At 67.4% G+C, this 24,595-nt stretch carries 25 protein-coding genes; 11 read left to right on the forward strand and 14 right to left on the reverse strand.

Annotation, left to right across the window (positions count from 1 at the left end):
• Position 1 precedes the first annotated feature (1 nt).
• The 6 genes from ACZ9C1_RS14730 to ACZ9C1_RS14755 all read left to right on the forward strand — a co-directional run bounded on the left by ACZ9C1_RS14730 (position 2) and on the right by ACZ9C1_RS14755 (position 5,299).
• Positions 2-853: a MaoC family dehydratase gene (locus ACZ9C1_RS14730; protein ID WP_476254116.1), complete on the forward strand. Its 852-nt coding sequence runs from the start codon at positions 2-4 to the stop codon at positions 851-853.
• A 56-nt stretch (positions 854-909) separates the two neighbouring features.
• The gene (locus ACZ9C1_RS14735) at positions 910-1,215 is read left to right on the forward strand and encodes a MazG-like family protein (RefSeq protein ID WP_102684835.1); all 306 of its coding nucleotides are present in this window, start codon (positions 910-912) and stop codon (positions 1,213-1,215) included.
• Positions 1,212-1,961 (forward strand): methyltransferase, encoded by a 750-nt coding sequence (locus ACZ9C1_RS14740; protein ID WP_102684816.1) that lies wholly within the window; start codon positions 1,212-1,214, stop codon positions 1,959-1,961. Before ACZ9C1_RS14735 ends, ACZ9C1_RS14740 begins: the two co-directional genes overlap by 4 nt.
• A 20-nt stretch (positions 1,962-1,981) precedes the next feature.
• The gene (locus ACZ9C1_RS14745; RefSeq protein ID WP_476254117.1) at positions 1,982-2,614 is read left to right on the forward strand and encodes a DUF4136 domain-containing protein; all 633 of its coding nucleotides are present in this window, start codon (positions 1,982-1,984) and stop codon (positions 2,612-2,614) included.
• Positions 2,615-2,633: 19 nt separating this feature from the next.
• Positions 2,634-3,194 carry a DUF4136 domain-containing protein gene (locus ACZ9C1_RS14750; RefSeq protein WP_023630953.1) on the forward strand — a complete coding sequence of 187 codons (561 nt, stop codon included), beginning with the start codon at positions 2,634-2,636 and terminating at the stop codon, positions 3,192-3,194.
• A gap of 149 nt (positions 3,195-3,343) precedes the next feature.
• Complete coding sequence (locus tag ACZ9C1_RS14755; protein WP_476254118.1) at positions 3,344-5,299, forward strand: pilus assembly protein TadG-related protein; 1,956 nt, start codon at positions 3,344-3,346, stop codon at positions 5,297-5,299.
• Here ACZ9C1_RS14755 and ACZ9C1_RS14760 read toward each other — a convergent pair.
• Complete coding sequence (locus ACZ9C1_RS14760) at positions 5,284-7,920, reverse strand: PAS domain-containing sensor histidine kinase (RefSeq protein ID WP_476254119.1); 2,637 nt, start codon at positions 7,918-7,920, stop codon at positions 5,284-5,286. The genes ACZ9C1_RS14755 and ACZ9C1_RS14760 overlap by 16 nt on opposite strands.
• Entirely contained in the window at positions 7,917-8,360 is a 444-nt protein-coding gene (locus ACZ9C1_RS14765; protein ID WP_023632045.1) for a TadE family protein, read from the reverse strand. Before ACZ9C1_RS14765 ends, ACZ9C1_RS14760 begins: the two co-directional genes overlap by 4 nt.
• 75 nt (positions 8,361-8,435) lie before the next feature.
• Here ACZ9C1_RS14765 and ACZ9C1_RS14770 point away from each other — a divergent pair, with 75 nt between their 5' ends.
• Both ACZ9C1_RS14770 and ACZ9C1_RS14775 read left to right on the forward strand, forming a co-directional pair.
• Positions 8,436-8,906 carry an A24 family peptidase gene (locus tag ACZ9C1_RS14770; protein ID WP_038706832.1) on the forward strand — a complete coding sequence of 157 codons (471 nt, stop codon included), beginning with the start codon at positions 8,436-8,438 and terminating at the stop codon, positions 8,904-8,906.
• Between the two features lie 113 nt (positions 8,907-9,019).
• A complete protein-coding gene (locus tag ACZ9C1_RS14775; protein ID WP_431196981.1) occupies positions 9,020-9,802 on the forward strand; it encodes a response regulator in 783 nt (260 codons plus the stop codon).
• A gap of 180 nt (positions 9,803-9,982) precedes the next feature.
• Here the strand turns inward: ACZ9C1_RS14775 and ACZ9C1_RS14780 are convergent, their stop codons facing one another.
• The 8 genes from ACZ9C1_RS14780 to cpaB are packed head-to-tail and all read right to left on the reverse strand — an operon-like array spanning position 9,983 to position 17,462.
• The gene (locus ACZ9C1_RS14780; RefSeq protein WP_476254120.1) at positions 9,983-10,243 is read right to left on the reverse strand and encodes a DUF3613 domain-containing protein; all 261 of its coding nucleotides are present in this window, start codon (positions 10,241-10,243) and stop codon (positions 9,983-9,985) included.
• A 12-nt stretch (positions 10,244-10,255) separates the two neighbouring features.
• Positions 10,256-10,957 (reverse strand): tetratricopeptide repeat protein, encoded by a 702-nt coding sequence (locus ACZ9C1_RS14785; protein ID WP_476254121.1) that lies wholly within the window; start codon positions 10,955-10,957, stop codon positions 10,256-10,258.
• A gap of 37 nt (positions 10,958-10,994) precedes the next feature.
• Entirely contained in the window at positions 10,995-11,882 is an 888-nt protein-coding gene (locus ACZ9C1_RS14790; protein WP_476254122.1) for a type II secretion system F family protein, read from the reverse strand.
• Between the two features lie 2 nt (positions 11,883-11,884).
• Positions 11,885-12,766, reverse strand: a complete 882-nt coding sequence (locus ACZ9C1_RS14795; RefSeq protein ID WP_198754750.1) for a type II secretion system F family protein — start codon at positions 12,764-12,766, stop codon at positions 11,885-11,887.
• Entirely contained in the window at positions 12,763-14,019 is a 1,257-nt protein-coding gene (locus ACZ9C1_RS14800; protein ID WP_038706838.1) for a TadA family conjugal transfer-associated ATPase, read from the reverse strand. Before ACZ9C1_RS14800 ends, ACZ9C1_RS14795 begins: the two co-directional genes overlap by 4 nt.
• Positions 14,016-15,206 (reverse strand): CpaE/TadZ family protein, encoded by a 1,191-nt coding sequence (locus tag ACZ9C1_RS14805; protein ID WP_102684810.1) that lies wholly within the window; start codon positions 15,204-15,206, stop codon positions 14,016-14,018. Before ACZ9C1_RS14805 ends, ACZ9C1_RS14800 begins: the two co-directional genes overlap by 4 nt.
• A complete protein-coding gene (locus tag ACZ9C1_RS14810) occupies positions 15,203-16,495 on the reverse strand; it encodes a type II and III secretion system protein family protein (RefSeq protein WP_139668429.1) in 1,293 nt (430 codons plus the stop codon). Before ACZ9C1_RS14810 ends, ACZ9C1_RS14805 begins: the two co-directional genes overlap by 4 nt.
• Before the next feature lie 19 nt (positions 16,496-16,514).
• Positions 16,515-17,462, reverse strand: coding sequence for a Flp pilus assembly protein CpaB (gene cpaB, locus ACZ9C1_RS14815; RefSeq protein WP_476254123.1), 948 nt, complete (start codon positions 17,460-17,462; stop codon positions 16,515-16,517).
• A 289-nt stretch (positions 17,463-17,751) separates the two neighbouring features.
• Between cpaB and ACZ9C1_RS14820 the strand changes: the two genes are divergently transcribed.
• Complete coding sequence (locus ACZ9C1_RS14820) at positions 17,752-17,934, forward strand: Flp family type IVb pilin (RefSeq protein WP_111533356.1); 183 nt, start codon at positions 17,752-17,754, stop codon at positions 17,932-17,934.
• Positions 17,935-17,981: 47 nt separating this feature from the next.
• Positions 17,982-18,389: a response regulator gene (locus ACZ9C1_RS14825; RefSeq protein WP_046854132.1), complete on the forward strand. Its 408-nt coding sequence runs from the start codon at positions 17,982-17,984 to the stop codon at positions 18,387-18,389.
• A 157-nt stretch (positions 18,390-18,546) separates the two neighbouring features.
• Here the strand turns inward: ACZ9C1_RS14825 and ACZ9C1_RS14830 are convergent, their stop codons facing one another.
• The 4 genes from ACZ9C1_RS14830 to pcaH all read right to left on the reverse strand — a co-directional run bounded on the left by ACZ9C1_RS14830 (position 18,547) and on the right by pcaH (position 23,429).
• On the reverse strand, positions 18,547-20,217 hold the full coding sequence (locus ACZ9C1_RS14830; RefSeq protein WP_457378750.1) for a ShlB/FhaC/HecB family hemolysin secretion/activation protein: 1,671 nt from the start codon (positions 20,215-20,217) through the stop codon (positions 18,547-18,549).
• A 91-nt stretch (positions 20,218-20,308) separates the two neighbouring features.
• Positions 20,309-21,850 (reverse strand): collagen-like triple helix repeat-containing protein, encoded by a 1,542-nt coding sequence (locus tag ACZ9C1_RS14835; RefSeq protein ID WP_457378751.1) that lies wholly within the window; start codon positions 21,848-21,850, stop codon positions 20,309-20,311.
• 242 nt (positions 21,851-22,092) lie between these two features.
• On the reverse strand, positions 22,093-22,698 hold the full coding sequence (pcaG, locus tag ACZ9C1_RS14840; protein ID WP_102684466.1) for a protocatechuate 3,4-dioxygenase subunit alpha: 606 nt from the start codon (positions 22,696-22,698) through the stop codon (positions 22,093-22,095).
• A gap of 11 nt (positions 22,699-22,709) precedes the next feature.
• Positions 22,710-23,429, reverse strand: coding sequence for a protocatechuate 3,4-dioxygenase subunit beta (gene pcaH, locus ACZ9C1_RS14845; protein WP_476254124.1), 720 nt, complete (start codon positions 23,427-23,429; stop codon positions 22,710-22,712).
• Positions 23,430-23,628: 199 nt separating this feature from the next.
• On the opposite strand from pcaH, the gene ypfJ reads away from it, so the two are divergent.
• Positions 23,629-24,513: a KPN_02809 family neutral zinc metallopeptidase gene (gene ypfJ / locus ACZ9C1_RS14850; RefSeq protein ID WP_111533347.1), complete on the forward strand. Its 885-nt coding sequence runs from the start codon at positions 23,629-23,631 to the stop codon at positions 24,511-24,513.
• Positions 24,514-24,595: the final 82 nt, after the last annotated feature.

Genomic DNA, 24,595 nt, shown 5'->3' on the forward strand with positions numbered 1-24,595 from the left:
CATGACCCGACCTTGGCACGACCTGCACAGCCCCGACTCACGCCTGAACCTCTACCTGCGCGCCCTGGGCAAACGCAAGATCCGTGGCAGCCAGCTACCGGAGACAGGCCTGCGCTGCTACCTGCGGGTCGATGGCGCCAACCTGGCGGCCTATCGCCGGCTCTGCCACTTCGCCGATGACGGCCGCCTGCCGGGCACCTACCCGCACGTCATGGCCTTCAGCCTGCAATTGCAGTTGCTCACCGGGGACGACTTCCCCTTCCCCCTGCTCGGGCTGGTGCACCTGCACAACAGCCTGCAGGTGCTGCGCCCACTGGGCGGCATCGATGGGTTGCGCTTCGCGGTGTACGCCGACAACCTGCAGCCCCACGAAAAGGGCGGCACCTTCGACCTGGTGACCGAGGCCGAGGACGGGCTCGGGCTGCTCTGGCGCGAGACCAGCCGCATGCTGGTACGCGGCCTCAAGCTCGAGCAACAGGCCACCACCGCCACCACAGAAGCACCCGCCGCGCTGCCGGAGGCCACCCGCTGGTACGCCGATAGCGGCATCGGCCGGCACTACGCCAAGGTGTGCGGCGACTACAACCCGATCCACCTGAGCAGCCTCAGCGCACGTCTGTTCGGTTTCCCCAAGGCCATCGCCCATGGCATGTGGAGCAAGGCCATGGCGCTGGCGGCGCTACAGGGACACCTGCCGAAAGCCGGATATGAATTCGCGGTGGACTTCCACAAGCCGGTGCGCCTGCCGTCGGAGGTAGTGCTGAGCGCCAGCGAGGCAGGGACGGCCGGCGAGCTGCGCCTGGATGGCCACGGCGGGCTGGTGCACATGGTTGGCAGCTGGCGCGCACGCTGATCGGGCTTGCTTTGCAAGGAACCTCGCCGGAAGCTATGCGCCACGAGGAGACCCCGATGAACCTGCAAGAACTGACCGAACGCCTGCACCGCATCCGCGACACCAACGACTGGCGGGTTTTCCACAGCCCGAAGAACCTGGCCATGGCCGCCAGCGTCGAAATGGCCGAGCTGGTGGAGATCTTCCAGTGGCTGAGCGAAGACCAGTCCCGCCAGCTGCCTGCCGACCAGCTTGCCCACGCCGGCCAGGAAGTGGGCGATATCGTCCTCTACCTGCTGCTGTTGTGCAGCGAGCTTGGCCTGGACATGAACGAGGTGGTGCGGGCCAAACTCGCCGACAGCGAAAGGCGCTTCGCCAAATGAACGACCGTCATTTCGATGAACTGGCCAGCCGCTTCGCCGAGAAGATCTATGGTGGCGCCAAGGGGGCGATCCGCCTGGCGGTGCTCCAGGCCGACCTGGCCGAAACGTTGCCCGAGCGCCCGTTGCGGGTGCTCGACATCGGCGCCGGCCTGGGCCACATGGCCCTGTGGCTGGCCCAGCGTGGCCACCAACTGACTCTCGCCGAGCCCGCCGCGCCGATGCTCGACGGCGCCCGTGCGCGCTTCGCCGAGGCCGGCCAGCAGGCAACGTTCATCCAGGCGCCCTGGCAAGACCTGCTTGGCCAGCTCACCGAGCCCTACGACCTGGTGCTGTGCCACGCCGTGCTCGAATGGCTGGCCGAACCCGAAAGCATCCTGCCGGTGCTGCACCAGCTGACAGCGCCGGGCGGCTGGCTGTCGCTGGCTTTCTACAACCGCGACGCGCTGGTCTACCGCAACCTGCTCAAGGGGCATTTCCGCAAGCTGCGGCACAACCGCCTGGCCGGCGAGAAGCAGAGCCTGACGCCACAGAAACCACTTGATCCACGCGAGCTCAAGGCGCAACTTGATCCCATGTGGCAGGTCGAAAGCGAAAGCGGCGTGCGCGTGTTCCACGACTACATGCCCAAGGAGTTCCAGGCCAAGGCCGAGCTGCTCGACCTGCTGGAGATGGAGCTGGCGCACCGGCGCCACCCCAGCTTCGCCGGCCTGGGTCGTTATCTTCACTGGATCTGCCGGCCCCACTGACCCGCCCGCCAGGAGGATACATGCCGTACCGTCTGCTCTGCCTGGCCCTGCTCCCCCTCGCCCTGGCCGCCTGCCAGGGCAGCAATCCCTATGTCGCCAGCGGCAAGCCGCTGCCACCGGCACCGCCGCAAGCCGCCGGTACCTTCGATGCCAGCGCCTACCCCACGCCAACGCGCGACTATGGCCGTTACCGCAGCTGGAGCTGGCGCAACAGCCAGCCCCCCGGCGGCCTGGCGAACGCTACACCGGGCCAACTGGCCGACGCGGTGAGCAGCGCCCTCGACCAGCACGGCCTGCGCCCGGCCCACAATGCCCCTGCCGACCTGCTGGTCAGCGCCGACGTGCGCCTGGAGCGGCGCCTGCGCCAGGTGCGCGACTACGACTACGATCCCTATTACGGCCCCTACCCCTATGGCAGCGTCGGCTACGGCGGCTACCGCAATGGTTATGGCGCCTATGGCAGCGTGCCGATCGTGCGCACCTACCAGGTCGAGGTGATGGTTGTGCGCATCGACCTGTTCGATGCCCGCAACGGCCAGCCGGTGTGGAGCGCCAGCGCCGAAAGCGGCAGCGACAAAGACTCGCCGCGTGAACGCGAAAGCGCCCTGCGCGAGTCGGTGAGCAAGGCGATGAGCGGCTATCCTCCCAGCTGACCCTTTACGGAGAACCATCATGTTGCGCCGTCTCGTACTTCTGTCCTTCGCCCTGCTGCTGGCGGCCTGTTCGAGTAACAACGTGCAGCAGGACTTCGATGCCAGCCGCGACTTCGCCGCCTACCGCAGTTGGGCCTGGCAGGAGCCGGCCCTGCAATACCGTCCGGACGATCCACGGATCAAGAGCGACCTGACCGAGCAGCGCATCCGCCAGGCGGTCGCCGGGCAGCTCGACCAGCGTGGCCTGCGCCCGGTCCAGGGCAGTGCCCGGGCCGATGTGAAGGTGCGCGCCTACCTGATCGTCGAGGACCGCCAGCAGCAGATCACCACCAACTACGGCGGCGCCTGGGGCGGTTATTGGGGCGGCTACTGGGGCGGGCCGATGTACAACGAGACCCGCAGCGTCGACTACAAGGTGGCGACCATCCAGGTCGACCTGTTCGACGGGCGTGACGGCAAGCTGGTGTGGCGTGGCAGTGCCGAACAGATCATGAACAACTACCCGCCCAGCCCGCAGGAACGCAACGCGGCGATCCAGAAGACCGTGACCCAGGTACTGAGCAACTACCCGCCACATTGAGTCCCTGATCGCGGGGCAAACCCGCTGCCCCGCCCCTGCGATGCGCCGCTTGGGCGAGGCACTTCGATCAAGGCAACTTGCCATCACCTTGACTACACTCCTTGCACCGCCGCCGCGCTGCCGGGCCACAGGCCGGCAAAGGAGTGCCCGTGGTTCCCCGTTCCGTTGTGCGCCAACGCGGCGCGATCGGCCTGATGGCCGCGCTGACCATGGGCCTGGCCCTGGTGTTCATGCTCCTGACCGTCGACAGCGGCCGCCTCTACCTCGAACAACGCAAGCTGCAACGCATCGCCGACATGGCTGCGCTGGAAGCCGCCGAGCATGACGGCGCCTGCACCGGCAGCGGCCCACAGGCATCCACCCTGGCCCGCACCGCCGCCACCCGCAACGGCCATTCGCCGCTCAACCCGCTGATCGCCAGCTGCGGCTACCTGCGCACCGGCAATGACAACCTGCGCACCTTCACTGCCGACAATCAGCGCAACGAGGCGATCAAGGTCGAAGTCAGCAATGTGGTGGTCACCAGCTTCGCCGGTGGCATCTACGCGCTGGTGCAGGGCGGTGCCATCGCCCGCACCACCACCCTGCGCGCCAGCGCGGTGGCCGCAAGCCCAGGGCCACCCCAGGCAATGCTGAGCATTCGCAGCACACTGCTGCAGGTCAGTTCGATGCAGTCGGCCATTCTCAACGCCCTGCTGAAGGCCATCGGCGCCAGCACGCAACTCACCGTGCTGGGCTGGCAAGGCATCGCCGATACCCAGCTCAACCTGCTCAACTACCTCGATGCACTCTCCACCGAACTGAAGCTGAACCTGGGGGATTACCAGCAACTGCTCGACTTCCAGACCACTGCCGACAAGCTGCTGGACGTCGCCGTCAAGGTTCTGCAGCAAAGCGGTGCCGCCGTGGAGGTGACCGGCAATTTGCTCGCTCTCGCCGCGGACCTGAAAGGGCCGATCACCCTGGGGCAGTTGCTCAACCTGCAGACCGGCACCGTCCAGGCTGGCCTGGACGCGAACGTGCAAGTGCTGCAACTGGTCCAGGCGATGATTCAGCTGGCGGCTAATCGACAAGCCGTGAATGCCGAGATCCCTATCACCGCACTAGGTTTGATCAACGGCCGCGTGTATCTGAGGGTGATCCAGCCCCCGCAGAACTCCGCCGTAGGCGACCCGCGCAGCGATGAGTTGCGCGTCCATACCGCACAGATCCGCGCGCTGGTATCACTGGACCTGCCCCTGCTGACCGGCATCGCCGGGTTGCTCAATGCCGTGCTGGACCTGGCAGCGCCCTTGACCAACGTGCTCAACAACCTGCTCAGCCTGAACCTGCTGGGCACCGTGCAGTCGCTGACCTGCGCCCTGGGCATCCCGTGCAAGGTCAGCGACATCAAGCTGCTGGACAGCCAGGTGCATATCGATATCGGCATCGAAGTGGCCGAAGGCACCAGCCGCCTGCGCCCGGCGCCACCCGACAACTACAGCTGCGCGCCCAAGAGCCTGACCACCCTCACCCAGCGCTCGGCGGCGAGGATCGCGATCGGCAAGTTCGACTCACCGGCCGACTTCCTCAGCAAGGGGCCTGACCTGGTGAAAGTGCAGGCCCTGCCGGTCATCGATATCGGCACCAATGTCTGCAGCCGCCTGCTGATCCTGCCGCCGTCCTGCGGCACACGCGTGCCCTATGCCGGCGGCGGTATCGGCCTGCGGGTGGACACCAAGCTGCTCGGCAGCGGCCCGACGGAAAAACCACTGGTCTTCGCCGACGACCATGCACCGCGAAATATCGGCCAGGATCCGATGTTCCAGCCCATGGATAGCGACCAGGCCCAGGTGGTGGGCAGCCTGTCCGGCACACTTGCCGGTGTACATCTGGAAGCCTACAGGCCCACTGCCAACAGCGGCCTCGGCCAGGTGCTGGTGCTCACCGCCGGCCTGCTGGACGGGGTGAAGAACATCCTCGAGCCGATCATCAGGAACCTGCTCAGCCCCCTGCTCGATCCACTGGTGAACGGCTTGCTCAAGGTCCTGGGCATCGACCTGGCCAGCGCCGAGGTCGGCGCCAACCTCAGTTGCTCCAGCGGCCACGCTCAGCTGGTGCAGTGAACCGGCAGGTCGATGCAGAAGCACGCGCCCTCGGGCGAGTTGCTCACTGTCAGCTCGCCGCCCATCTGGCTGACGATGCCGTGGCTGACCGATAGCCCCAGGCCGGTGCCAACACCGGCCGGCTTGGTGGTGAAGAAGGGCTCGAAGATCCGCTCGTGCAGCCGCGCATCGATGCCGCCGGCATTGTCCTCCACCAGCAGCCACAGCCGCTCGCCATGCAGCGCCTGGCGCACGCGGATCCAGGGCTGCGCCACCTGTTGCTCGAGCAAGGCATCGCGGGCGTTGACCATCAGGTTGATCAGCACCTGCTCCAGCTGGTCCTGATGCCCGAGCACTTGCGGCATCGCCTCGGGCGACTCGAGGTGCAGCGCCACGCCCTTGCCGCGCAAGCCCTCCTCGAGCAACCCCCGGGCACCCTGCACCGCGCCCCATGCGGCGAAGCGCTCGCACTCGACCGTCGAACGCCGGCCATACACGCGCATGTGCTCGACCAGCCGGGCAGCGCGCGCTACCTGCGCCTCGATACGGCGCAACTTGTCCTCCAGGTAGGCCGGATCGGCGGCGCCGTTCTCCAGACGTTTGAGCGCATTGACCACCGCCATGCGCATCACGTTGAGCGGTTGATTGATCTCGTGCAGCAGGCCGGTGGCCAACTCGCCGAGGGTGGCCATCTTGGCACCCTGCAACAGCTGCTGCTGGCTGCGCCGCACTTCGGTGTTGTCGCGGCCCACGGCCTGCACCTCGAGCAGGCGGCCTTCGCCGTCGAACAGGCCGCGGTCGGCCCAGACCCACCAGGCATGCTCACGGCCAGGCAACTGCAGGCAGATCTCCGCGCTGCTCACCGGTTGCCCGGGCGTCAGTGCCCGCAGGCGCTGGAGAAATGCATCACGCTGGTCGGCGGACAACCATTGCCCCAGGTCCGCACCCTGCAACTGCTCGGGCGTGCAACCCAAGTAATCGGCCAACGGCCGGTTGCCGAACAGCACGGTGAGGTCCGGGCGATAGCGGCAGATCATCGCCGGCGAGTCCTCCACCAGCACCCGATAGCGTTCCTCGCTCTGGCGCATGCGCTCGGCGGCCTCGGTGGCTTCGCTGACGTCCAGCCACAGGCCGACCACTTCCAGCGGCTGGCCGAGGTCGTCACGCAGCAGTCGGGCCTCATCGAGCATCCAGTGGTAACCACCAAGGTGGTCACGCAGGCGATAGCGGCAACGCACCAGGCCATCGCGCAGCAGGCTGCGGGTGCGCTCCAGCCACAGCGGCCGGTCATCGGGGTGCACCGCCAGGCCCGGCTGGCGGGCGAGTTCGCCGTCGGCCTCCCAGCCCAGCAACGGCGCCAGGCTGGCACTGTAGAAATCGCCGTGCAGCGCGCCCTCGGCATAGCGTTGCACGTAGATCACCGCGGGTGAGCGGGCAATCAGGTTCTCCAGCCGCGCCCGGGCCGCGCCGGCCTGCTGCTCCTGGGCCTTGAGGGCGCTGATATCGAGCAGGAAACCGCGCAGTTGGCCGCCCCGGCCTTGACCGGCCCAATGGAACCAGCGCGGCGCCACGAGCGGGTCACGGTCCAGCAGGCGCACGCCCAGGCTCAATGCCTGCCCGGCACGGGCCTGGTCCAGGGCCAGCTGCGCCGGCTCGCGGTCGGCCGGGTGCAGGCGGGCAAGCCACTGGTCCAGCCCGACCCGGCCGTCGAGACCCAAGGTCGCGGCCAGGGCCGGGTCCAGTTGCAGGTCGCCATGCGCCGGCCACTCCCACCACCCCGCGCCCAACTGCTGCTGCAAGTCGTCAAGGTGATGGGCCTGGTGCTGCAGTTGCTGGCGGCGATGCCGTACCAGCAGCGGCTCGGTCAAGCTGCGCACCAGGGCCATGGCCATGTCGACCGCAGGCACCTGGTGCGCCCCGGCGCACAACATCCAGGCCTCGGCCTCCAGCCCTTGCCGATAGGGCACCAGGAACAGCGAGGCACCTCCGCACAGGGCGAGCAGTTCAGGGTCGTCGCGCACCTCGATCAGGGTCTGGGCCGGCCACTGGTCCAGTCTGTCCCGCAACCGACGGTCATCGGGCCAGGGCCAGGCATCGTCGCTACTGGCGAAGTGGCGCCAGCCGCCCGGTTCGCGCAGCACCAGGCGCAATGCGGCGGCCTGCCAATGTTCAGCGAGGCTGCGCAACTGCTCGCGCACCGTCTGCGCCAGGCGCTCGGCGCCGCATTCGCGCAGGGCATGGCCGATCTCTCCGAGCAGCGGCCGCTGGCGATCCCAGCGCTGTTCGCGGAGCAGGTCGCCGATATCGAACAGTTGCAGCATCCAGCCCTGCTCGTGGCGTTGCAGCCAACCGCGGGTGTGCAGGGCGTGGCCCATGACCGTATGGAAATCCAGGTCCAGTGGCTGCCCCTGCCAGTCGGCGGGGTGGCCTTCGAGCACCAGCCAGCTGTGTCGCTCAAGGTAGTCGTGCACCCGCGCGCCAGCCTGGCCGGGCAATGCCAGCAGGCTGCGCAGCGGGCCGGCCAGGCGCAGCACCCGCGCCTGGTCATCGAGCCACAGTTGCAGGCCCACGGCGGGTGTCGCCTCGGGCACCTGGGCGGGGGGCGGCGCGGCGAACCAGCGGTCGAACAAGCCACCACTCACAGTTGCAGGCTCGCCTGGGCCTGCAACCGCGCGGGCAGCTTGGGCACGTCACCGATCACGGGCAGCAACAGCGTCGGCAACACGCGATTGAGGCGTTCGCGGGGATAGTCGATCACCACCGTCAGCACCTTGTCCGTGCCCACGGTAACCCGGGTATCGGTATTCACATTGAAGCCCAGCGCATTGGGCATCCACGCCAGTTGCTGGCCGATCACCTGGCGAGCCAGCCCCTGCACGTCCAGCTCGTAGGTCTGGCTGCTCGGGTCCACGGCCACGCAACGGCGCACCGCTTCGCTGCTGGCCTGGTTGAACGACTGCAGCATGAGCATCGGCAAGGCGTAGCTGACCAGGCCGTAGAACACCGCGAAAAACACCATGAATACCGCGACAAACTCGATGGCAGCCGCGCCTTTTTGTTGTCCCGCCGGGCCTGCTTTCATGTTCGCGTCTACCCTGACTGTGAGACCTGTCTGAAAGCATAGAACCGTTCAACGAATAGGGATGGCATTTTGCCAATGCAAAGCATTGTTCTCCTGCTGTGGCTTGCCTTGTGCACCGAACAAGATGTCCGTGAACGACAAATATCCAACGCCCTGACACTGGGCGTCGCGGCGTGCGCCCTGGCCTGGCTATTCGCCACCGGACGCAGCTGGATCGGCGCCGACGCCAGCGAGGCCGGCTGGGGCCTGGCCATCGTCATGCTGCTCACCCTGCCCGGCTACATGCTCGGCCGCTTCGGCGCCGGCGACGTGAAACTGATGGGCGCCCTGGCCCTGGCCACCAGCCCGCAGTACGTGCTCGGCACCTTCATCGGCGCCGGGGTCACCGTCCTGGCCTGGATGTTCGGCCGCCGGCGCCTGTGGACCCTGCTCAACCCCAAGGTGAAGAAGCGCCTGCAGGCGCTGGCCGAACAGGTCGGCGACAAGCAGCCTTTTGCCCCCTACGTGCTCGCTGGCTTCCTTCTGACAGCGGTATGGATCCAATAAGCGACCGAAGGGTCGGATTATGGAGTAGGACCGATGTACATAACGGCAAAGTGCGACTACTTTTCTAACTGCCGGAGCGTCTGGCCCGGGAGCAGGGCCGATACAACAGGGAGTTGATCGTGAACAAACCCGTCAGTGAGGTGAAAGTGCTGGTGGTCGACGACCAGCCAGTGATCGTCGAAGAGTTGTGCGAATTCCTCGAAAGCGAGGGCTACCGTTGTGTCCCCGCCCACTCCACCGGCCAGGGCATCGACTGCTTCAAGGCGGACGAGACCATCGGCCTGATCCTGTGCGACCTGCACATGCCCGAGCGCGATGGCATCGAACTGGTGCGCACGTTGAAGCAGATCGCCGGGCCGCAGCGCATGTTCGAGGCGATCATGTTGACCGGCCGCGCCGACAAGCAGGACGTGATCCGCGCCCTGCGCGAGGGCTTCGCCGACTACTACCAGAAACCCATGGACCTGGACGAGTTGCTCGAAGGCGTGCGGCGCCAGGAAACCGCGCTGCTGGAGCGGCGCCGCAACTTCCGCGAACTGGGTAGCCTCAACCAGCGCCTGCAGGAGCTGGCCGAGTCCATCGACGACCTCTACCAGGACCTGGAAAAAGCCCGGGGCCAGGGCGCCCATCGGCGCGCCGGCGATAGCGAGGAAGGCGAGCCGGAGCTGCCGGCGGCGTTCGAGAAGCTGTCGCCGCGGCAACTGGAAGTCGCCCGGCTGGTGAGCAAGGGCAAGACCAACTACCAGATCGCCTGCGAATTGGGCATCACCGAGAACACGGTGAAGCTGTACGTGTCCCAGGTGCTGCGCCTGACCCACATGCACAACCGCACGCAACTGGCGCTGGCGCTGACCCCACGTTCTTCGCCGGTGCATCAACGCTTTACCACCCATTGATCTGCTGACGACCGCCAACTAGCGTTACTGGGGCTGCTGCGCACCCCATCGCCGGCAAGCCGGCTCCCACAGATTTGCGCAAACCTCAGGCAGTGCGCGGCCCTTGTGGGAGCTGGCTTGCCAGCGATGGGGCGCAGAGCGGCCCTTATCGTTTTGCTGACTGTATCAAGCTGTGCGCTCTCAATTGTTCGACGAACTGATCTTGGTCCAGCGGTAGAAATCCGGGATCGGATACTTGTAGCTGTCCAGCCAGCGCTGCATGGCCTGGTCGCGTTCCTTGTCGGTCTGCATCTGGCGCACGCTGGAGGCCTGGCGGTTGCTCGCCTGCACCTGCAACAGGGCTTCGGTGGCGGTCTGCGGGCGCAGCTGGCGCGGCGGGTCCTCGGCCAGCGCCAACAGTGGCGTGGCCAGGCAGGCGAGGACGATCCAGGGCTTGAACATGTTCACCTCCGCTCAGTTGATGGCCGCGGCCGGGGATTCGGTGGCGGCCAGCGGGCCACGCCCGTTGGCAAGAATGCGCTGCGCCCGGGCCTGGGCCTCGGCGAACTGCTCGGGCTTCAGGTGCAGGCGATTGACCAGGTCCTCCGCCTGGCGCCAGTTATCCTGCACCAGCGACAAGGTCACCAGGTTGACGGCCGGCAGCGGGTTGTCGTCCTTGAGCTCGATGGCGGTGAGAAATTCGAAACGCGCCTGTTGGTGATTGCCCAGGTTCATCTGCACCACACCCAGGTCGTTGCGCACCTTCTCGTCGGTGGGCGCCAGCCGCGCCGCCCGTTGCAGGTTGCGCAGGGCCTGGGCGTCGTCACCACGGGCCGAGGCCAGTTGCCCCAGGCCGTGCTCGCCTTCGGCGGCCAGGCAACCGCCGAGCAGGCTGCGGTAGAGCGGTTCGGCCTCGGCGCGCCCGAGCAGGCGCAGCACCTTGGCCTTGCGCAGGCGCACCTGGTCGAGCTGATCGGGCAACTGCTCCAGGTGGGCCAGCCCGGCGTGCGGGCGACCTTCGCTGATCATCTGGTCGGCCATGTCCAGGCTCAATTGCTGGTCGGCGTCGGGCTTGCCACAGGTGCCGCCGCCGAGCAGGCGCGCCAGGCCTTCGGGGGGCTGCCCGGCGCAGCCGCTGAGCAGTAGCAGGCTGATGAACGTCAGGATGGCTTTCATTGTGCGTCTCCCCTATCAATGCCCGAATGTTCGATGCTTATGAACCCAAGGCCCGCGCCAGGGCGGAAAACCCTGGCCCGGCCAGAACGATGAGCAGGGCCGGGAACAGGAACAGCATCATCACCGCCGACATCTTCGCCGACATCTTCGACACCCGCTCCTGCAGGCCGGTCAGGCGCCGGTCATCAAGCAGTTCCTTGAGCGCCAGCAACGACTTCATCGAGCCACTGCCCTGCACCAGCAGTTGCTGGAGGATGACGCAGGTGTCGATGAACTCGTCCACCGCCAGCAGGCGCGCGGTCTTTTCCAGCTCCGGGCCCAGGGCCAGGCCGGAATCGACCCGCTGCAACACCAGGCGCAACTCGTCGCTGATGTTCGGCACCAGGCTGCGGCCTTCCTGGGCCAGCACGCGCAGGGCCTGCTCCACCGCCAGCCCGGTTTCGAAGAGGATGCGCAGCAACGGAATCAGCAGGCTCACTTCCTCGGCGATGCGCCGCTGACGCCGGGCCGCCGCCACGACCAGCAGGCGCTTGGGCAACAGGTAGCCCGCGCCCAGCGCACAGAGCACCAGCACGCCCCAGTGCCCGCGGTTTTCCCCGGGCAGGCCATGGACCAACAGCAGCGCCACGCCCACCGCCAGCAACGGCAAGCCCAACTGCACGGCGGCGAACAGTGCGCGTTGCCGGCTGCGCCGCCAGCCCAGGCGGTCAAGCAGCGCCTGGGTCTCGCCGTCCAGCCGTTGCAGGCGCCGCCCCCAGGGGCTGCTGCCCAGCCACTGCAACCAGTCGCCCAGGCGCTCGTCACGGTACAGCCGCCCCTGCAGGCGCCGCGCCACGCGCTGGCGAGCGCGCCACTGGCCGATGGCCTGCGCGGCCAGCAGGGCGAACGCGGCGAACAGGCACAGGGCGCTGAGCATCAAGGCCATGGTCACAGGCTCCTCATCATGCGCCACAGCACCAGACAGCCGACCGCCTGCATGACAAAGGCGAATAGCAGCATCATCTGGCCGCTGGCGTCGCGCCACATGGCCAGCAGGTAGGTGGGGTTGGCGAACAGGAAGTAGCCGACCATCACCAGCGGCAGCGCGCCGAGGATCCACGCGGTGATGCGGGTCTCGCCGGTCATGGCGCGCAGTTGCCGGTCGCCCTGCTCGTGTTCGCGGATCAGCTTGATCAGGTTCTCCATCAGTTCGCTGGCGTTGCCGCCGTGGCGCTGGTTGATGCGCAGCCCCAGGGCGAACATGCGCAGTTCGGCCTGACCGTAGAGTTCGGCGAACTCGCTGACGGCATCTTCCAGCGGCACACCGAGCTGCACGTTGCGCCGCACCCGCAGCATCGCCGAGCGCAACGGCTCGCGGGTGCTGTCGACGCCGCCGAGCACCGCCTCGTTGAGGGTGCGCCCGGCCTTGAGGCTGCGCACGCTGTAGTCGAGCAGGCCGGGCAACTGCTGGACGATCTGCTGCAGGCGCCGCCGGCAGCGCCAACTCAGGTACAGGTGGCCGAGCAGAGGCAGGCCGGCCAGCACCATCAGCGCCGCCACCCAGCCGGCCAGCACGCCGGCCAGTACGGTCAGCGCCAGCCAACCCAGCAACCAGGGCCGTGGGGAGAAATCGGCATGGACAAGCCCCGCCCGCTGCAACAGCGGGTCGAGCCAGTCACGCCGGGCCGTGCCGCTGCGCACGGCGCGGTAGGCCCGGCCCATGCGGTCGAGGATGCGCTCTTCGCCGCGCTTGTACAGGCCCAGGCGCCACAGCAGCAAGGCCATGCCCAGGCACAGGGGCGACAGGGCCAGCAGCAGCGGCCCCATCACAGCACCCCTTCGTGGCGCAGCTTGCCGCCGGCGGGGTTCGGCGCCTCGCGCAGAAAGCCTTCGCCACTGCGCCGGTCCAGGCGGAACAAGGTGTTGGTGACATACACATCGTCGCGCACCCCGACCACTTCGAGCACCTCGCTGACGCAGCGCCGGCCATCGGCCAGGCGGGTCAGCTGGATCACCACGTCCAGCGCGGCGCAGATCATCTGCCGCAGAGTCTTCTCGGCAATCTGCCGGCCGGTCAGGCCGACCAGGGTCTCCAGGCGCAGCAGGGCGTCCTGGGCGGTGTTGGCGTGCACCGTGCTCATCGAACCGTCATGGCCGGTGTTCATCGCGGTCATCACATCAAGCACCTCGGCGCCGCGGATCTCGCCGAGGATGATGCGGTCGGGGCGCATGCGCAGGGCATTGCGGATCAGCTCGCTGGCCTTGATCTCGCCGTGGCCCTCGGCATTCGGCGGGCGGGTTTCCAGGCGTACCACATGGGGGTGGTGCAGCTGCAGCTCGGCCACGTCCTCGATGGTCACCAGGCGCTCCTGTGGCGCGATCATCTGGCTGAGGATGTTGAGCAGGGTGGTCTTGCCGGTGCCGGTGCCGCCACTGACCAGGATGTTGCAACGCCGGCCCACGGCGCGTTCGAGAAAGTCGTAGATGGGCTGGTCGATGGCCCGGGTGGCCAGCAGGTCGGCGCTCTTGAGCATGTCCTGGCGAAACTTGCGGATCGACAGGCACGGCCCGTCCAGGGCCACCGGCGGGATGATCGCGTTGACCCGGCTGCCGTCGGGCATGCGCGCATCGACCATTGGCGACGACTCGTCCAGGCGCCGGCCCAGGGGCGCCAGGATGCGCTGCATCACCCGCTCGACATGGTGCGCGTCGATGAAGCGCAGGTCGGTCTGCTGCAGCAAGCCAGAGCGCTCGACGAACACCCGGTACGGGCCGTTGACCAGGATCTCGGTCACGCTCGGGTCGCGCAGCAGCACCTCCAGCGGACCATAACCGGTGAGCTCGTCGACGATCTCCTCGGCCAGGCGCTCCATCTCGTAGCGCGACAGGGCCAGGCGCAGACGCGCCACATAGTCACCCACCTGCTCGAGGACGAACTGCGCCAGCACCGGCCGCGCGCCCTCCAGCAGGTTGCGGCCGCTGTCCTCGATGGCATCGATCACGTGCCGGTGCAGGGCGCGCTTGAGCGCCTGCGGGTCACTGGCCGCATGTCGGGGCCCGCCAAAGGGTTCTTCGCTGATCATCGGTTGCCCCACAGCCGGCGCAGCCAGCTCTGGCCCGGCGGTGCGAGGTTTTCCGAGCGCCGCGCCAGGCGCTCGCCAAGCCCGCGCAGGGCCTGGGTAAGGCTTTCACGCGGGGCCAGTTCGAACAGGCTCAGGCCCTGGTTCTTGGCGTTCAGGCGCACTTCCGGGCTGTAGGGCATGACCTTGAGCAAGGGCAGCCCGTAGCGCTTGGCCAGGGCCTCGGCATCCGGCGCCACCTGGCGCAGGTAGCGGTCCACCAGCAGGCTGGCGTGCTCGAGCTTGATGCCACGGTCGCGCCACTGCTCGAGCACATCCAGGTTGCGCCGGCAGTCGAGGATGTTCTGGTCGGTGTAGACGATCAGCTTGTCGCAGTGGCTGACGAGGGTCCGCAGCGCCTCGCTGTCGGCCTGCCCGGTGAGGTTCACGACGATGTGCTGGAAGTGCTGGCGCAGGGCGCCGAGGAGCATATGCAGCTCGGCGGCGCTGGACTGTTGCAGGGCCTCGTCGTTATCGGCATAGGCGAGGATGCGCAGGCCACCCTTGTCGCGGGTGAAGGCGCTGTCGATCAGGGTGGCGTCGAGCCGGCGCAGGTGGCGCAGGGCATCGCCGAAATGGAACGACGCTTCCAGACCGAGCAAGGCCAGGCTGTCGCCGCGGGGCAGGCCGAGGTCGAGCAGCAGGGTCTGCTGCCCGCTTTCCTGCACCACCCGCGCCAGGTGGGTGGTGAGCAGCGCGCCATCCGCGCCGCGCTGGGCACCGTAGAGCACGGTGAGGCCGCCCAGGCTGGGGTTGCTGGTGGCCGTCGGCAAGCGCTTGCCCAGGCGCCGCACCAGCCCCGCCACCTCGCTGGCGCGCGAGCCGTAGGCGACGAAGTCGCGGGCGCCGGCGCGCATGGCGTGCAGCACCAGCTGGTTGTCCATGCCGTCGCCGAGGGCGACGATGGCCAGCATCGGCTTGGCTTCCAGCAGGCCTTCGATCAACGCGCACTGGCCGATCAGCTGTTCGCGGTCCAGGCCGATGAACACCAGGTTGCTGAAGGTCATGTCGACCAGCGCCAGCAACTCGTCGAGGTTCGGACTGCTGGCGCCGATCACCTGCCCCAGCGGTGCCAACGCGCCCTGCAGCCAGTGCAGGTCTTCGTCGTTGCGGGTCAGGGCCAGGTAGGTCTGGTTCAGGCTTTCGCTCATTGGGACAACCCGCCACGGCCTTCGAAATTGCCGTTTTCCATGAAGAACAGGCGGCCCCAGCTGGGGTCGTAGGTGCGCAGCGCCTCGCCCGGCAGCTCCGGCAGGCGCGCATTGGCGGCCAACGGCTGGACCAGGTGCGGGGTGACGATCATCAGCAGCTCGGTCTCTTCGCGGTTGAGCGCCGACTGGCGGAAGAACGCGCCGATGATCGGCAGGTTGCCCAGGCCCGGCATCTTGTCCACGGCCGAGCGTACGTTACTGCTGATCAGCCCGCTGATGATGAAGCTCTCGCCATCGGCCAGCGAGATGCTGGTGTCGGTGCGGCGCACGCTCAGGCCCGGCACCTGGGTACCGGCGATGACCACCGCGTTGTTGTAGTCGAGCTCGCTGACCTCGGGCGCCACCTTCAGGGTGATGCGGTTGCGGCTGACCACGGTCGGGGTCAGCGCCAGGCGCACGCCGAACTCCTTGTACTCGATCGACACGTTGTCGCTGCCGCTGCTGGGCACCGGGATGGGGATCTCGCCGCCGGCCAGGAAGCTCGCGGTCAGGCCGCTGAGCACGGTCAGGCTGGGGCGGGCCAGGGTGTAGGCGAAGCCGCTGTTCTCCAGGGCGTTGATCATCGCCAGGAAGCGGCTGCTGCCGCCGCCCCAGACGATGTTGAAGACGTCGTTGTCGAGCGGGATGCCGGGCCGCACATCGGCGTAGGTCACCGGGTTGGTGCCGGTGGCGACACCCGGCACGTAGCCGGGGCGCACCACGGTGTTGGGCACGGTATTGGGCGAGCCGATCAGGCTGTTGTTCGAGCCCTTGAAGAACAACCTAGCGCCGGCCTCCTTGTACTTCAGGCGGCGCACTTCGACGAAGCGGATATCGGCCTGCACCTGCACGGGCAGGTCCTCCTGGGCCGTGGGCAGTTGCGCGGCCTCTGCCATGTCGGCGCTGGCCCGGCCCTTGACGAACAGCATGGCCCGATGCGGCTGGGCGGCGCAGTCGGTCCACAGCATCAGGCTGGTGGTGCCCTGCCCCACCGCCGTGAGCAGCACGGCCCGCTCGCCGCTGGGCTGCACATCGGCCACCTTGGGCTCGCCGACCGCCGCCCGGGTGATGGCCACCGGCAGGCGCAGCTCCTGCTGCAGGCCCTGATCCATCTCGATGACCGAGGGCAGTTGGCCGAAGGCCGCGCAACCCGTCGCGGCCGCCTGCGCCGTCGGTGCGAGCAAGGCCAGGGCCAGCAGCGCCGGGGCCAGCCAGTTGCCTCGTGGAGTAACACGCAAAGAACTACGCATGGATCGCATCCTTGCCGGTTCAGGGAGTCTTGTTGTTGTCGCCGTTCTGCGCGCCGCGGATGATCTGCATGGTCGGCGCGCCAGCCGCCGCGGCCGCCGCCTGGCTGGCCAGGGGCACCTGGGACAGCTGGCTGAAGCGGTAGAGGTTGCGGTTGGCCGTTTCCAGTTGCGGGCTGGCATCCTGGCCGGACCAATACCCGGCCAGCAGCGGCTCGTCGGCACTGCGCACCGCCAGGCGCAGCGTCCCGGCCTGGGCCGCCAGCATCAGCCGGCTGGCCAGGGCCTCGGGCACGGCCAGGCCCACGGTGCGCACAGGGTTGCTGGCAATGGACTGCTGGTCGCGGCGGGCCTTCTGCTCTTCGGCGCTCTGGGCCGGACGCCCATCGTTGGCCAGGCCCGTCTGCTGGTCGACACTGAGCACGCGCAAGGCCGGCAGCACGACCTGGGCGGAGGCTTGCGGGTTGTTGTTTTCTTCACGCAGGAACAGCAGCACGTCGACATAATCGCCTGGGCGCAGTTGCCCGGCGGCACCTATCACATCGTCGATGGCCACCGCGACCGCCCGTTCGTGGGGGCGAATCATCCGCGCCAGGGGGCCGCCAGCCTGGAAGCTCGACTCGTCGAGCCAACTGCCCGCCGCAAGGGGGCGGGCACTGCTGCGCCCGAGCACCTGGTCCAGTTGCTGGAAAGCACCGGCCGGCACCACCTGCAGACGCTCCAGGAGCACATCCTCCTCGCTCAAGGGGGTGTTGGCCGCGACCGCCCTGCGCAGGACCACGATGGGCGAGCGTGGGGGTTCCGGGGGCGCGGCGGGTACGACAGCGGCCGGGATGGCGGCCTCGCCGGGTGGGGTGAGAGGGGCCGGCGCAGGCTCGGGCGGACGGCTAAGGCGCAGACCCCAGTACCCCGCGAGCAAGGCCGCGAGCAGGAACAGGCCGGCGAGGATCATGGTCAGGCGACTGCTCATCTGCGCTCTCCCTTACGCCCGGGACCAATGATGGCAAAAAGTAACTATTTCGCTATTGGACGGTAGCTGAGGCGCAATCTTTCGCCATTACCTGTGCTGGTTTTTTCGAGCCACGAAATTGACGCACCGACAAAACAAAAACTTAGCGCCGCCAATTCCAACCAATACTTTTGGATTAATGCTTTTTTACATTTGCAGGCCGCCACGGCTTGGCGATGCTCTGATGGCAAAGGGGTATCACTTATCAAGCCCCTCCGACCGGCGCCCATCGAGCGCAAGGAGACGTGCCATGCTGCTGCAACAGATCCTCCTCCACGTGAAGACCTTCCTCCAGCGCAAGGACGGCGCCTCCGGTATCGAATACGCGGTGATCGCGGCCATGGTCGCCGTGGTACTGGCCGGCTTCGTCACCCCCATCTCCACCGAAGTGTCGGAGATCATGACCAAGATCCAGACCGCGATCACCCAGTGACCGCACCGCGCCAGCGAGACGTGTAGTCCAACCGCCCGGAGCCAAGCATGCCGACCTCTTCCTTGCGTCAACAGATCCTGCTGGTGGACGACGAGGAGGAGGCCTTGCTGGAGCTGGCCGAGCTGCTGGAAAACGAAGGCTTCTGTTGTCACACCGCCACCTCGGTCAGGTCCGCCCTGCAACAGCTGACCCGCCACCCCGATGTCGCCCTGGTGATCACCGACCTGCGCATGCCCGAGGAAAGTGGCCTGGGCCTGGTCCAGCGCCTGCGCGAACATACCGCGCGCCAGCATTTGCCGGTGATCGTCATGTCCGGGCATGCCGACATGGACGATGTCAGCGACCTGCTGCGGCTGCAGGTACTCGACCTGTTCCGCAAGCCGATCTATCACGCCCGCCTGCTCGAGACGCTGGAGAATCTGTTTCCCAAGCCGTTGATGCAGGCGGTGAAATAACGCCGGACTTGGCACCGTACAACGCCCTTACAGAAGGCGCCGCTGACGCGGCGCATCGCCGGCAAGCCGGCTCCCACAAGGAAAGCGCTCGACCTGAGACTGTGCGCGATCAGTGTGGGAGCCGGCTTGCCGGCGATGGGGGGGCCACAGCTCCCCCTTACAATTGATAACTGAAACTCAGGTTCAGCCGTGGCCGCCGGTTGAAGCTGTCCAGCGCCATGTCCGACATCGGCTTGGCCACCTCCACCGCGATGTTGTAGTAGCGCATATCGCCAAAGCGCAGCCCCAGCGCCGCCGACGACATCTTCGAGTCGCGTACGTCCAGCGCGTTGAACCAGGCCCGCGCGGTGTCGAGCGCCACGTAGGGCTGCACGACCTTGAGCCAGCCAGTGTCGCGCCGGAAACTGTAGTTGAGCTCGTAGGCCAGCCCCCAGCCCTTGTCACCGGAGCCCTGGTCGCTGGGGTAGCCGCGCCCGAAGTTCTGCCCGCCGAACACTGCCCGCTCGCTGTCGGGCAGGCTGTCGTTGCTCCAGTAGGCCGCTGCCGATGCCACGCCCTGCCAGTTGTCGCTGAAGTTGTCGCTCTGCACGCCCGAGACCCGCAGGCGCAGGAAGTCCAGGTCGTAGTCGGCATTGGTGTTGGCGCCAAGGCGATCCAACCCCTGGTAGACACCGGCACTGATAATCCGCAGGCGGCGCGCCTCGGCCTTGCGCCAGTCGCCTTCGAAGGACAGCGCGCGGATGTCGGTCTCGCTGTCCAGGCGCAGGGGGAAGCCCACCACCTGGTAATCGATGCGGTCGTTGACCACGTAGAAGCGCCCGACCACCTCCAGCCATTCACTGGGCGAGGCGATCAGCGATTGGCTGATGCCCACCGAGTAGCGTTCGTTCTCGCGGTGCTGGGTCAGGTCGATGCCATTGTCCAGACGGATGCGCGCCTTGGGGTCGCTGCGATAGCGCGAAGCCGACAACAGCAGCTTCGAGCCTTCGGCATCGAGGAACTGGCTGTAGTCGAGGCGGTAGTAATGCTCCTTGTCCTCGCCGGGCGGTACCAGCACGCTGGCGCTCAATTGTTCGGCGAAGCGGGTCTGCGCGTTGCTGCTGGCGCCCAGCAGCGCCTGCAGGTCGTCGCGGCTGCCGTCATTGAGGCTCAAGGTGGTGGTGATCGGCTTGCGCGAGACCTGGGCGAGCAGGCGGGTCGCGCCGTCGGTGGTCGCCGGGGGCGGCACCTGGGCCTGGAACGTCATCCCGGGGATGCGCCCGGCCAGGCTGGTATAGCGCTCGAAGCTTTCGCGGGTCAGCGGACGCTCGGCTTTGAGCCGGTCCAGCAGTTGCTCCAGATAGGCCCGCGCCGCGCCGATATCACCCTCGATCTGATAGTCGTGGATGTAGCCTTCCACCAGCACCACGCGCACCCGGCCATCGGCGAAGTCCTGGGGTGGCAGGTAGGCGTATGACAGCAGGTAGCCGTCCTGCTGGTAGCGTTGGGTGAGGCGGCGGGTGGTCTCGATCAGCTCGGCGAGCGTGACCTCGCGCCCGATCACCGGCTGGAAATGCTCGCGCAGATCGCTCAGGGGGTAAACGGTGCCGCCTTCGAAACGCACCTTGCGCACCGCCACCCGGGTATTCATCAGCAACGGTGGTTGCCGCGAAGTGTCCACGCTGGGCACACGCAAGCCGGGCTGGTCGGGACGGTAGGCATCCACCGGCAGGTTGGGCGTGGGCAGGCGGCGTTCGGTCTCGTTGCTGTTGAGGAAACTCGGCAGGGGTTCGCCCCGGGCCAGACAGGCTGCGGACAGCCCCAGCATCGTCAGCAGCAATCGGCGCATTCGGACACTCCATGATCCACGGATGGCGGGATGACCGACCGGCGAACGGCGCGCCGGTCGGTCTCACTCACCTTGAGCGTAGCCCGTGGCGTCAGCGCTGCCCGCCTGCCAGAGCCCCTGACACACCACTCAGCGCGCCACCAAGACCACTGACCGGTGTGCCGCCGCCATTGACCAAGGTGCCCGCCTGACCGAGCGTGGCCCCGACTGCGGTCACTGTCGCACCGACCTGGCTGACGACGGGGCTGCCTGTGGCACCGGCCAGTTGCGTACCGGCAGAGCCCACCGCGCCGCCGACCTGGTTCAGCAACCCCGCCACGGGTGCGCCGACGCCGGTACTGGCGCCGACTTGCTGAGTCACGCTGGATACACCGGCGACCACCGGGTTGAGGCCGCTGCCCACCTGTTGGGTCAGCGCCGCGACCGGCGCCCCGGCAGCACTGTTGGCCACGCCGTTGCCACCGAGCACCGTGCCCAGGCTGGCGACGGTATTGCCCGCCTGCACCGAAGTGCCGCCGATACCGCTCACGGTCGGGCTGGCGGTGCTTGCCGTCAGGCCACTGCCGGCACCGGCCACCACGCCGCCGACGGTTTCCAGCAGGCCGCTGCGTGGGCCGCCGGTAACAGGGGCCAGCCCGCTCGCCGTGCTGACCGCGGTGCCGGTATTGGCCACCGCTTGCCCGAGCGTGCTGCTCAACGGGTTGCCGTTACCCGCCAGTTGCTGGCCGGCCTGGTTCAGGGCACCACCGGTCTGGTTCAGCGCCTGGTTCAGCGGACCGGCGAGCCCGGTCTGCCGCGTGGCATTGGCCGCCGTGTTTTCCACCAGCGAGACCACCGGCACCAAGGCATCGCTCACGCCTTGGGTCGCCCCGGCGAGCGGGCCGCTGGTGCCGACCGGCGACAGGGTGTCACCGAGCATGGTCACAGCCTGGCCGACCCGGTCGACGCCTTGACCGGCCCCGGCAACCAGTTGGTTGACCACCGGCACCTGCTCGACCGGCCCGCTACTGGCCAGCCCGGCCACGCCCTGGCCAAGGCCGGAGACACCGCCGCCCAGGTCGGCGGTGGCCGCACCGACCACGCCCACCGTGGTGCCCACGGCATTGTTGCCGGTACCCAGTTGCCCCAGGCCCTCGCTCAAGCCGCCTCCGACGCTGTTCACGGCGTTGCCGGCGGAAGACACCAGCGTCCCCACGCCACCGGTCAGCGAGGTACTGCCGGCAACGGGCAGCGAACCGATCACCTGGCCGAGATTGCTCACGCCGTCACCGACCCCGGACACGGTGTTGCCCAACTGGTCGACCACCTGGCCGGTGACCAGCGCAGTGGGTGTGGTACCACCGCCCGTGCCACCATCACCGCCACCAGGGGTGCTGCCGCCGCCAGTGCCACCGCCGCCACCGGTACCGGCGCTGCCATCACCGGGGGTCGTGGTGCCACCGCTACCGCCTCCACCACTGCCGCCCGTACCATCGCCCCCGCCACCACCGGCTCCGGCCCCCGCGCCGCTATCGGACGACGAACCATCGACCTCGCTGTGATGCCCGCCGCCGCCGCTGCTGCAACCGGCAAGGCCCAGACTCACGGCCATCGTCAGCGCCGTTGCCGCCTTGATCCACGCTTGAGTGTTCATGGAAGGACTCCCGCTGCTGCTGATTGTTTTGCTTACAACAGCAGTGAAAGCGCACGGCGCCGAATCGGGTAGCTCACAACTTGGTGTTAGTACCTGTGGCAGGGGCAATGAGGGCGGGAAAACAACCAGAATTTCAGTGGTTTGACGACGCGCGCAGCGATGCGACACGAAAGGACTAGTCGTAACTCATTAGTACAAGCGGCAAGCCCGGCCAGTGTTGCCGGGCTTGCCGACCGGGGGCGTCAGAAGTCGAAGAACACCGTCTCCCCCTCGCCCTGGATACGGATGTCGAAGCGGTACGCCGTCTTGCCGTCCACTTCACAGCGCCGGGCGATCAAGGTCTCGCGCCGCTGCGGCTGCTCGATCAGGTTCAGCACCGGACAGCTGGCGTTCGCCTCGGCTTCGTCATCGAAGTACAGCCGGGTATGCAGGTGGATGTTGATGCCCCGGGCAAACAGGCTGATGTTGATGTGCGGGGCCATCGGCACGCCTGCGGCGTTGTTCACCACCCCCGGCTTGACCGTGTGCAGGGTCCATTCGCCGGCATCGAAGGTGGTGGCGGTGCGCCCGAAGCTGTTGAAGGCGTTCTCGAGGTGGTACTCGTCCTGGTAGCGCCCCTCGGCGTCGGCCTGCCACACCTCCAGGAACGAGTCGCGCACCAGGTGGCCATTGCCGTCGTACACCTGGCCGATCAGCAGGATATGCTCGCCCGGGGCATCGGGCCGGGCCAGGCAGTTCCAGATTTCCTGGTCACGGGTCGGGTTGCCGGCCGCCTCCAGGGCAAGGCCGATGTGCACATAGGGGCCGGCAGTCTGCGAAGGGGTTTCCGGCAGCAGTTCGATAGGCATGACGGGCCTCCTCAGCGGTTTTCGAAGTAGGTCTGGCGCTGGCCGCGCAGGACGATGTCAAAGCGGTATGCCAGGCAATCCATAGGGTTGGCATGGCTCATGTCGAGCCTGGCGATCAGCCGTTCGACGGCGTACGGGTTGGCGATCGACTTGACGATCGGGCACAGCGGGATCAGCGGGTCGCCCTCGAAGTACAACTGGGTGATCAGCTTGGTGGCGATCGACGGGCCGCTGATGGAGAAATGGATATGCGCCGGGCGCCAGTCGTTGGGGCCGTTGCGCCAGGGGTACGGGCCGGGCTTGATGGTGCGGAAACTGTAATAGCCGTCGGGGTCGGTCAGGCAGCGGCCGACACCGCCGAAGTTCGGGTCCAGCGGTGCCAGGTAGCGGTCGTTCTTGTGCCGGTAACGGCCACCGGCATTGGCCTGCCACATTTCCACCAGGGTGTTGGGCACCGGCTTGCCGTACTGGTCGACCACCCGCCCGGCAACGATGATGCGCTCGCCGATGGGCAGGCCACCCTGGTTGAAGTTGAGCAGCAGGTCATGGTCGTGCTCGCCGAAGCGCAGGTGGGAAAAGTCCGGGCCGGTGCTTTCGCTGATCGACTGCGGGATGCTGACCAGCGCCTGGCGCGGGGAGCGCGCCACCGAGGTCTTGTAGTCGGGGGTGAAGGCCTTGGGGTGCCAGTTGCGATCACGGATCACGAAGCGGCTGGTGTCCTGGGCGGGCATGCCGGTTTCCTCTCTTGGAATTATCGAACGCCTGGGCGTGGCAGGCGGACTTGCAGTTTCCGGCAGGTGCGAAGGGATGAATATTGAATTCAGCGGCCCCAGGCATAACCATTTGGTTATGCATCAGCGACGGGGGATACACCTCGGTCAGCGCTGAACTAATCTTGGACTTCATGTTTCAGCAACCGGAGAGCTCTACATGGAATGGCGAAAAGGCCGACGCAGCGACAACGTGGTCGATGCCCGCGGCGCAGGGGGTGGCGGCGGCATGCGTTTCGGCGGCGGCAAGGGCCTTGGGCTCGGCGCCATCCTGCTGATCGTGGGCATTGGCTGGCTCACCGGGCAAGACCCGCTGCAGATCCTCGGCCAGCTGGCCGGGCAGATGGAACAGCAACAGACCGCCCCGGCCAACGTCGACGGCAAGGCACCGCCGGCCAACGACGAGCAGGCCGAGTTCGTCGCCTCGGTCCTCGGCGACACCGAGGACACCTGGAAGGCGCTGTTCGCCCAGGCCGGCAAACAGTACCGCGACCCCAAGCTGGTGCTGTTCAGCGGCCAGGTCAACTCCGCCTGCGGCTTCGCCTCCTCGGCGGTCGGGCCGTTCTATTGCCCCGGCGACCAGCGCGTGTACCTGGACATGACCTTCTTCCGCGAAATGGAAACCCGCTTCAAGGCCGCCGGCGACTTCGCCCAGGCCTATGTGATCGCCCACGAGATCGGCCACCACGTGCAAACCCTGCTCGGCGTCTCGGCCAAGGTCGACGCCGCACGGCGCAATGGCCAGCGCATGGAAGGCGACAATGGCCTGCTGGTGCGCCAGGAGCTGCAGGCCGACTGCCTGGCCGGGGTCTGGGCCTACCAGGCGCAGAAACGCCTGAACTGGCTGGAGCCGGGAGACGTCGAGGAGGCATTGAATGCCGCCAACGCCATCGGTGACGATCGGCTGCAACAGCAGGGCCAGGGCCGCGTGGTGCCCGACTCGTTCACCCATGGTACCTCGCAGCAGCGCGTGCGCTGGTTCAAGGCCGGGTTTTCCAGCGGCGACCTGAACCAGTGCGACACGTTCAGCGCGCGTAGCCTCTGAAATCGCCATCGGCGGCGAGCCGGCTCCTGCCGTGGAGCCGGCTCACCCGCGAATGACAACGTCAAAAACATAAACGTATTCA

This window comes from Pseudomonas sp. TE21435, assembly GCF_056279265.1.